This window comes from Pseudomonas sp. P5_A2_2, assembly GCF_054177685.1.
Window position 1 is genome coordinate 1 of record NZ_JBGCUL010000198.1, and the last position, 6665, is coordinate 6665.

The 6665-nt window shown below is 59.7% G+C and carries 6 protein-coding genes and 1 pseudogene; all 7 read right to left on the reverse strand.

Translation table 11 applies throughout. The features are described 5' to 3' along the window. A pseudogene (locus tag ACXRVY_RS13735) lies at positions 1–155 on the reverse strand (mannitol dehydrogenase family protein); the annotation flags it as partial. Positions 156–171: 16 nt separating this feature from the next. Further along, positions 172–1275 (reverse strand): ABC transporter ATP-binding protein, encoded by a 1104-nt coding sequence (locus tag ACXRVY_RS13740; RefSeq protein ID WP_223458116.1) that lies wholly within the window; start codon positions 1273–1275, stop codon positions 172–174. Between the two features lie 155 nt (positions 1276–1430). After that, complete coding sequence (locus tag ACXRVY_RS13745) at positions 1431–2261, reverse strand: carbohydrate ABC transporter permease (protein WP_223458113.1); 831 nt, start codon at positions 2259–2261, stop codon at positions 1431–1433. 8 nt (positions 2262–2269) lie between these two features. Beyond that, positions 2270–3169, reverse strand: a complete 900-nt coding sequence (locus ACXRVY_RS13750; RefSeq protein ID WP_223458193.1) for a carbohydrate ABC transporter permease — start codon at positions 3167–3169, stop codon at positions 2270–2272. A 180-nt stretch (positions 3170–3349) separates the two neighbouring features. Further along, positions 3350–4660 carry an ABC transporter substrate-binding protein gene (locus ACXRVY_RS13755; RefSeq protein ID WP_458237568.1) on the reverse strand — a complete coding sequence of 437 codons (1311 nt, stop codon included), beginning with the start codon at positions 4658–4660 and terminating at the stop codon, positions 3350–3352. Positions 4661–5120: 460 nt separating this feature from the next. Further along, on the reverse strand, positions 5121–6026 hold the full coding sequence (locus ACXRVY_RS13760) for an AraC family transcriptional regulator (protein ID WP_458237569.1): 906 nt from the start codon (positions 6024–6026) through the stop codon (positions 5121–5123). Between the two features lie 94 nt (positions 6027–6120). Beyond that, positions 6121–6665 (reverse strand): glycosyltransferase family 4 protein (locus ACXRVY_RS13765; RefSeq protein ID WP_458237570.1); only part of this gene is annotated, 545 nt, incomplete at its 5' end.

The following is a 6665-nucleotide window of genomic DNA, read 5'->3' on the forward strand; positions in this document are numbered from 1 at the left end:
GTGTTCATCAGTGCATCGGTGTAAAACGCCTGGTGGGCGCGATGGAATCCACCCACGCCGATGTGCGCGATGCCTTGGCGGGTATCGCCCAACGCGTAGGCGGGCAGGACCACTTCAGGCGCGAGGCGGTTGAGGTTCTGTTTGTTCAGTTTCATCGCAGGCTCTCTGAAATCAGGCAGCAACGCGCAGGGGGCGGGTCAGAGCCACGCCGTCGGCATCGAATAAATGGCAGTGTTGCGCATCCAGGTGCAGGTTCAGGGTTTCGCCATAACGGCTGGCCAGATCGCCGCGAACACGCATGGTCAGGGCTTCGCCGGACGAGGTCAGGACGTGGCAGAAGGTGTCGCTGCCCAGGCGTTCGCTGACATCGGCGGTGACCTGCAAGGTGCAGTCGCCGGGTTTGGCCAGTTCCAGATGCTCGGGGCGGATGCCCAGCGTCACCGCACTCCCGACGTTCAGTTGCCTGCCGCCCAAGGGCAGGTTGATGCGGGTTCCGGCGTCCAGTTGCACTTCGCAGCCCTGACTGTCGGTGCAGGTGACCTTGCCCTTGAGGAAGCCCATCTTCGGCGTGCCCAGGAAACCGGCGACGAACAGGTTGGCCGGCTGGTGATAGAGGTCCAGCGGCGAGCCGACTTGCTCGATCTTGCCGCCATTGAGTACGACCACTTTGTCGGCCATGGTCATCGCTTCGACCTGATCGTGAGTCACGTAGATCATCGTGGCTTGCAGTTCTTTGTGCAGGCGCAACAGCTCCAGGCGCATCTGCACCCGCAGGGCGGCGTCGAGATTGGAGAGCGGTTCGTCGAACAGGAAGATTTTCGGGTTGCGTACGATAGCCCGGCCAATCGCCACGCGCTGGCGCTGGCCACCGGACAGTTGCTTGGGCTTGCGCTCCAGCATCGGCCCCAGTTCGAGGATGCGCGCCGCTTCGCCGACCTTCTTCTCCACTTCGGCTTTTGCCACGCCGGCCAGGTCGAGGGCGAACGACATGTTCTTGCGCACGCTCATGTGCGGGTACAGGGCGTAGGTCTGGAACACCATCGCCAGGTCGCGCTTGGCCGGGCTCACTTCGGTGATGTCGCGGCCATCGAGTTCGATGGTGCCGCCGCTGACTTCTTCCAGCCCTGCGATCAGTCGCAGCAACGTGGATTTGCCGCAGCCCGACGGGCCGACGAAGACCACGAATTCCTTGTCGTTCACTTCCAGGTCGATACCCTTGATGATGGAAAAGCCTTCGAAGCCTTTTTGCAGATTCTTGATTTTCAGGTTGGCCATGGTGATGGGCCTCCGTTTGTATTTATTCGATTGAACCGGGTGGGMTTTTCTGTAGGAGCGAGCCTGCTCGCGATGAACTTTCAGGCGACGCATTCTTCCAGTCAGCCAGCGTTATCGTTCACGCCCATCGCGAGCAGGCTCGCTCCTACAGGGATTCATTTCACGGCGCCGAACGACAGGCCGCGTACCAGTTGTTTCTGACTGATCCAGCCGAAGATCAGGATCGGCGCGCAGGCCAGGGTCGAGACGGCCGACAACTTGGCCCAGAACAGCCCTTCGGGGCTTGAGTACGAGGCAATCAACGCGGTCAGCGGTGCGGCTTTCGACGAGGTCAGGTTCAGCGACCAGAAGGCCTCGTTCCAGCACAGGATCAGCGACAGCAACACCGTGGACGCCAGGCCGCCCTTGGCGATGGGCAGCAACACCCGGAGCATTTCCTGCGCCAGCGTTGCGCCATCCAGGCGCGCGGCTTCGAGGATGTCCTTGGGGATGTCCTTAAAGTAGGTGTAAACCATCCAGACCACGATCGGCAGGTTGATCAGCGTGTAGATCACGATCAGTGCAATGCGCGTATCGAGCAGACCGAAACTCTTGGCCAGCAGATAGATCGGCATCAGCACGCCCACCGGCGGCAGCATCTTGGTCGAGAGCATCCACAGCAGCGTGCCTCTGGTGCGCTGGGTTTCGTAGAACGCCATGGAGTAGGCCGCCGGCACCGCGATGAGCAGGCACAGGGCCGTGGCGCTGAAGGAGATCACCACCGAGTTCCAGGCGAAACTGAAGTAATCGCTGCGTTCGTTGATGTGCAGGTAATTCTCCAGCGTCGGCATGAAGATGAACTGCGGCGGCGTGGCGAAGGCATCGATTTCGGTTTTGAAACTGGTCAGCACCATCCAGAAGATCGGAAAGAAAATCAGGATCGCGATAGCCCAGGCCAACGTACCGAGCAGCAGGCTTTGCAGGCGACGGGATTGTTGAAGAGTCATGGCAGGCCTCAGGCTTTGTCGGTCAGGTTTTTGCCGATCATTCGCACCAGAATGATCGCGGCGATGTTGGCGATGAGCACGGCGATCAAACCGCCCGCCGAGGCCATGCCGACGTCGAACTGCACCAGCGCCTGGTTGTAGATCAGGTAGGCGAGGTTGGTCGAGGCATAGCCGGGGCCGCCGTTGGTGGTGGTGAAGATTTCGGCGAACACCGAGAGCAGGAAGATGGTTTCGATCATCACCACCACCGCAATCGGCCGCGCCAGGTGTGGCAATGTCAGGTGCCAGAAAATCGCGATCGGCCCGGCACCGTCCAGGCCCGCGGCTTCTTTYTGTTCCTGGTCGAGGGACTGCATGGCGGTCATCAGGATCAGGATCGCGAACGGCAGCCAYTGCCACGAGACAATGATGATGATCGACAGCAGCGGGTAGTGCGCCAGCCAGTCCACCGGTTGTGCACCAAACAGCTTCCAGACGTAGGCGAGAATCCCCGACACCGGGTGGAAAATCAGGTTCTTCCAGATCAGCGCGCCCACCGTGGGCATGATGAAAAACGGCGAGATCAGCATCACCCGCACGATGCCGCGACCGAAAAACTCACTGGCCTCAAGCAAAGCACTGATCAGCACGCCGAATACCACACTGATCAGCAGCACGCTGCCCACCAGCAACAGCGTGTTGCTGGCGCCGGGCAGGAAGCCCGAATCGGTGAGGAAATAAGTGAAGTTTTCCAGCCCGACGAACGCGTTCTCGCCGGGATTGAGCAAGTTGTAGCGGATGGTCGAGAAGTAGAGGGTCATGCCCAGGGGTACGATCATCCACAGCAGCAGCAACGCCACCGAAGGGCTGACCAGAAACCAGCCGGGATTGGTCACGCGGCTTTTGCGCTGGGGTTGGACAATGTCCATGTGAGCTTTGGCAGTTGAAATATTCATGGCGTTAAACCGATTCATTCAGACCTATGAAGATCCAATGTGGGAGCGAGCTTGCTCGCGATAGCAATCTGTCAGCCGACATCACTGTTGAATGTCATGGCCTCATCGCGAGCAAGCTCGCTCCCACAAGGAACAGGGGCAGGCTACTGCCGGTTACTTGGGATAACCCGCGCGCTTCATTTCGCGTTCGGTGGTTTGTTGGGCCGCCGCCAATGCCTGGTCGACCGTGGTCTGGCCGATCAGCGCCGCAGAGAAGGACTTGCCGACCTGGGTACCAATGCCCTGGAACTCGGGAATGGTCACCAACTGAATCCCGATGTAAGGCACCGGCCTGGCGCCCGGCTTGCTCGGGTCCGCGGCCTTGAGCGACTCCAGCGTGACCTTGGCGAACGGCGCCGCGTTCATGTATGCCTCGCTGTAGGTCGAAGCCCGGGTGCCCGGCGGTACGTTGGCGATGCCGTCCTTTTCCGCGACCAGTGCGCTGTACTCCTTGGAGGTGGCCCAGGCGCTGAAGGTTTTCGCCGCGTCCTTGGCTTTGGAGCTGGTGGGAATGRCCAGTGCCCAGGAGTACAGCCAGGCCGAGCCCTTGTCAGTGACTTGATGCGGCGCATAGGTGAAACCGACGTGATCGGTGACCTTGCTCTGGGCCTTGTCGGTGACGAACGAGCCGGCGACGCTGGCATCGACCCAGATCGCGCATTTGCCGCTGTTGAACAACGCCAGGTTTTCATTGAAACCATTGCTCGAGGCGCCCGGCGGGCCGGATTTCTTCATGGTGTCGACGTAGAAGTTCAGCGCGTTTTTCCACTCGGGGCTGTTGAATTCCGGCTGCCACTGTTCATCGAACCAGCGAGCGCCATAGGCGTTGGCGACAGTGCTGATCAGCGCCATGTTCTCGCCCCAGCCGGCCTTGCCGCGCAGGCAAATGCCGTATTGTTCCTGCTCGGGTTTGTTCAGTTTGGCGGCGAATTCACCGATCTGCTCCCAGGTCGGGTGCTCGGGCATGCCAAGGCCGGCGCCCTTGAACAGGTCGGTGCGGTAGTAGGTGATCGAGCTTTCGGCGTAGAACGGCAGGGCATACAGCGAGCCTTTGACCGACAGGCCTTCGCGCACCGAGGGGAACACATCGTCGAGGGCGTAGTTGGCCGGCAAATCCTTCATCGGCTCCAGCCAGCCCTTGGCGCCCCAGAGTGCGGCTTCGTACATGCCGATGGTCAGCACGTCGAACTGCCCGCCCTGGGTGGCGATGTCGGTGGTCAGGCGCTGGCGCAGGACGTTTTCTTCGAGCACCACCCAATTGAGCTTGATGTCCGGATGGTCGGCCTCGAAGGTTTTCGAGAGCTTTTGCATGCGGATCATGTCGCTGTTGTTGACGGTGGCGATGGTCAGCGTCTGGGCGCCAAGGCTGACGCTGCTGAGGGTCATGCAGGTGAGGGCAAGCAGAGCTTTTACCGAGGGTTGCATCGTGCACTCCTTTTCTGCACCCGGTGGGTTACAGAAGGACAGTTATTGTTTTTGTGTCTTCCTGCGCAGGGAAGAATGTGCACTGATTACATCCTTCAATCGAGGGCGAGACAAATCATCCATCGCACTTTGATCGATACTATTTTGCACTGGAGTTTAGGGCGGTAGACACAGGGAAGGGCTTTTCAGCGGTGGGGCAGTATTGAAAGCGTACAGGTTTCAGGGCCTGGCAGAGTACCTGTGGGAGCGGGCTTGCCCTAATGCCGATCAGTTAACGCTTCGAACACCGCAACTCCTGTGGGAGCGAGCTTGCTCCGGGCGGCGTTCCGACGATGACGATCGCATAGCTAACACCTGCATTGCCTGACAGTCCGCTATCGCGAGCAAGCTCGCTCCCACAGGTTTTGCGCGTTAACTGATCGGCATTAGGGCAAGCCCGCTCCCACAGGGTTTTGAGGTGTTAATTCAGATTCTGTTCGGTCAACCGCTGCACCACCAATCGCCRGTAATGCGACGGGGTCATGCCCTTGAGTTGCTGAAAGCGCCGGTTGAAGTTGGAAATATTGTTGAAGCCCGATTCGAAACACACATCGGTAACCGATTTGTCGCCATCGGCCAGCAGTTCGCAGGATTTGCTGATGCGCAGGCGATTGACGAATTCGATAAAGCAGCGTCCGGTGGCCTGTTTGAACACTCGGCTGAAGTAGGTCGGCTTCAGGCCCAGGTGCTCGGCGACTTCTTCCAGCGGCAGTTCCCGGGCGTAATGGGCAAAGATGTAATCCACCGCCCTGTCGGTGCGATCGATGTTGTGCTCGTCGGCCAGTTGCGGGGTCGTGGCGCCAGAGAGCAATTGGTAGTCGTCGGTGGCCGCGAGCAACTCCAGCAGAATGAAAAAGTGCCCGAGCCGGGTAATGCCGGTGGTATCGGCAATGCGCTGCATCAAGTCCATGGCCTGGGCGATGGTGTGCTTGCAGCGGAACTCGATGCCGTACTGCGCGCGCTCCAGCAGCGGCGCCAGGGTCTTGAGTTCGGCGAACACCTGATAGCCGCTGTCGAACAACTCGTCGGTGAAGTTGACCAGCATGTCGCGCTTGGGCACCACTTCGTCCTCGGCCACCTGGCTGATCCAGTTGTGGGGCAGGTTGGGGCCGGTCAGGAACAGGGTTTGCGGGTAGAAGTTGCCGATATAATCGCCAATGAACACCTTGCCGGAACTGGCGACGATCAGGTGCAACTCGTATTCCTTGTGGAAATGCCAGCGCACCAGCGGGCAGGGAAAGCCATGCTGGCGGTAGATGATGGACAACCCGTTGTGGTCGTCCATCAATTCATAGGACGGATCGGTGACTCTGGCGGTGCGGGTCATGACAGGGCGCTTATGTTGTTATCCCACCCGGATCATGCCTCCAGCCGGATGGATAATGCTACTACCGCCTGTGAGCCTGCTCCTGCAAGGCGCGCTACTCCTGATTAAGCCGATTCTTCACCTCGATCCATTGCGCCATGTATTGAGTGCTCTTGTGCTGGTGATGACGCAGCATGCTGCCGGTAAAGTTATCGCGTCTGATGTTTGCCAGATTCCGTTGGCAATCGACCAGCCGCTGGATCAAGGCCGGGCCATGAACGGATGTCTGGTAGCGGCTCGCCAGCAGGGTTTGCCCGTGCGCCTGGGCTTGGAGCCAGCGCGTCTTGTCGTTGTGGAGTTGCACGGCATGATCGGCGAACTCGCGTGCCGAACGGGTCACTGCACCGGGCCAAGTCTCTTCGCCATGCATCGCCTCCGCACCGACTGGCGTCGTCACATTCGGTGTGCCACAGAGCATTGCATCGACGATTTTGCCCTTGATACCTGCGCCAAAACGCAAGGGCGCCAGGCACACCCGCGTCGCCGACATCACCTGCAAGGCGTCCTCAGCCCAGTTCATTACGTGGAACCCCTGCGCCACGTTATGTAGCGCAGTGGCCTTGGGTGGTGTGTAGGCGCCATAGATATGCAATTGAGCGC

Bases quoted from the DNA above. Each gene is read 5' to 3' on its own strand.
- ACXRVY_RS13740 (WP_223458116.1), bottom strand. From the start codon at position 1,275: ATGGCCAACCTGAAAATCAAGAATCTGCAAAAAGGCTTCGAAGGCTTT.
- ACXRVY_RS13745 (WP_223458113.1), bottom strand. From the start codon at position 2,261: ATGACTCTTCAACAATCCCGTCGCCTGCAAAGCCTGCTGCTCGGTACG.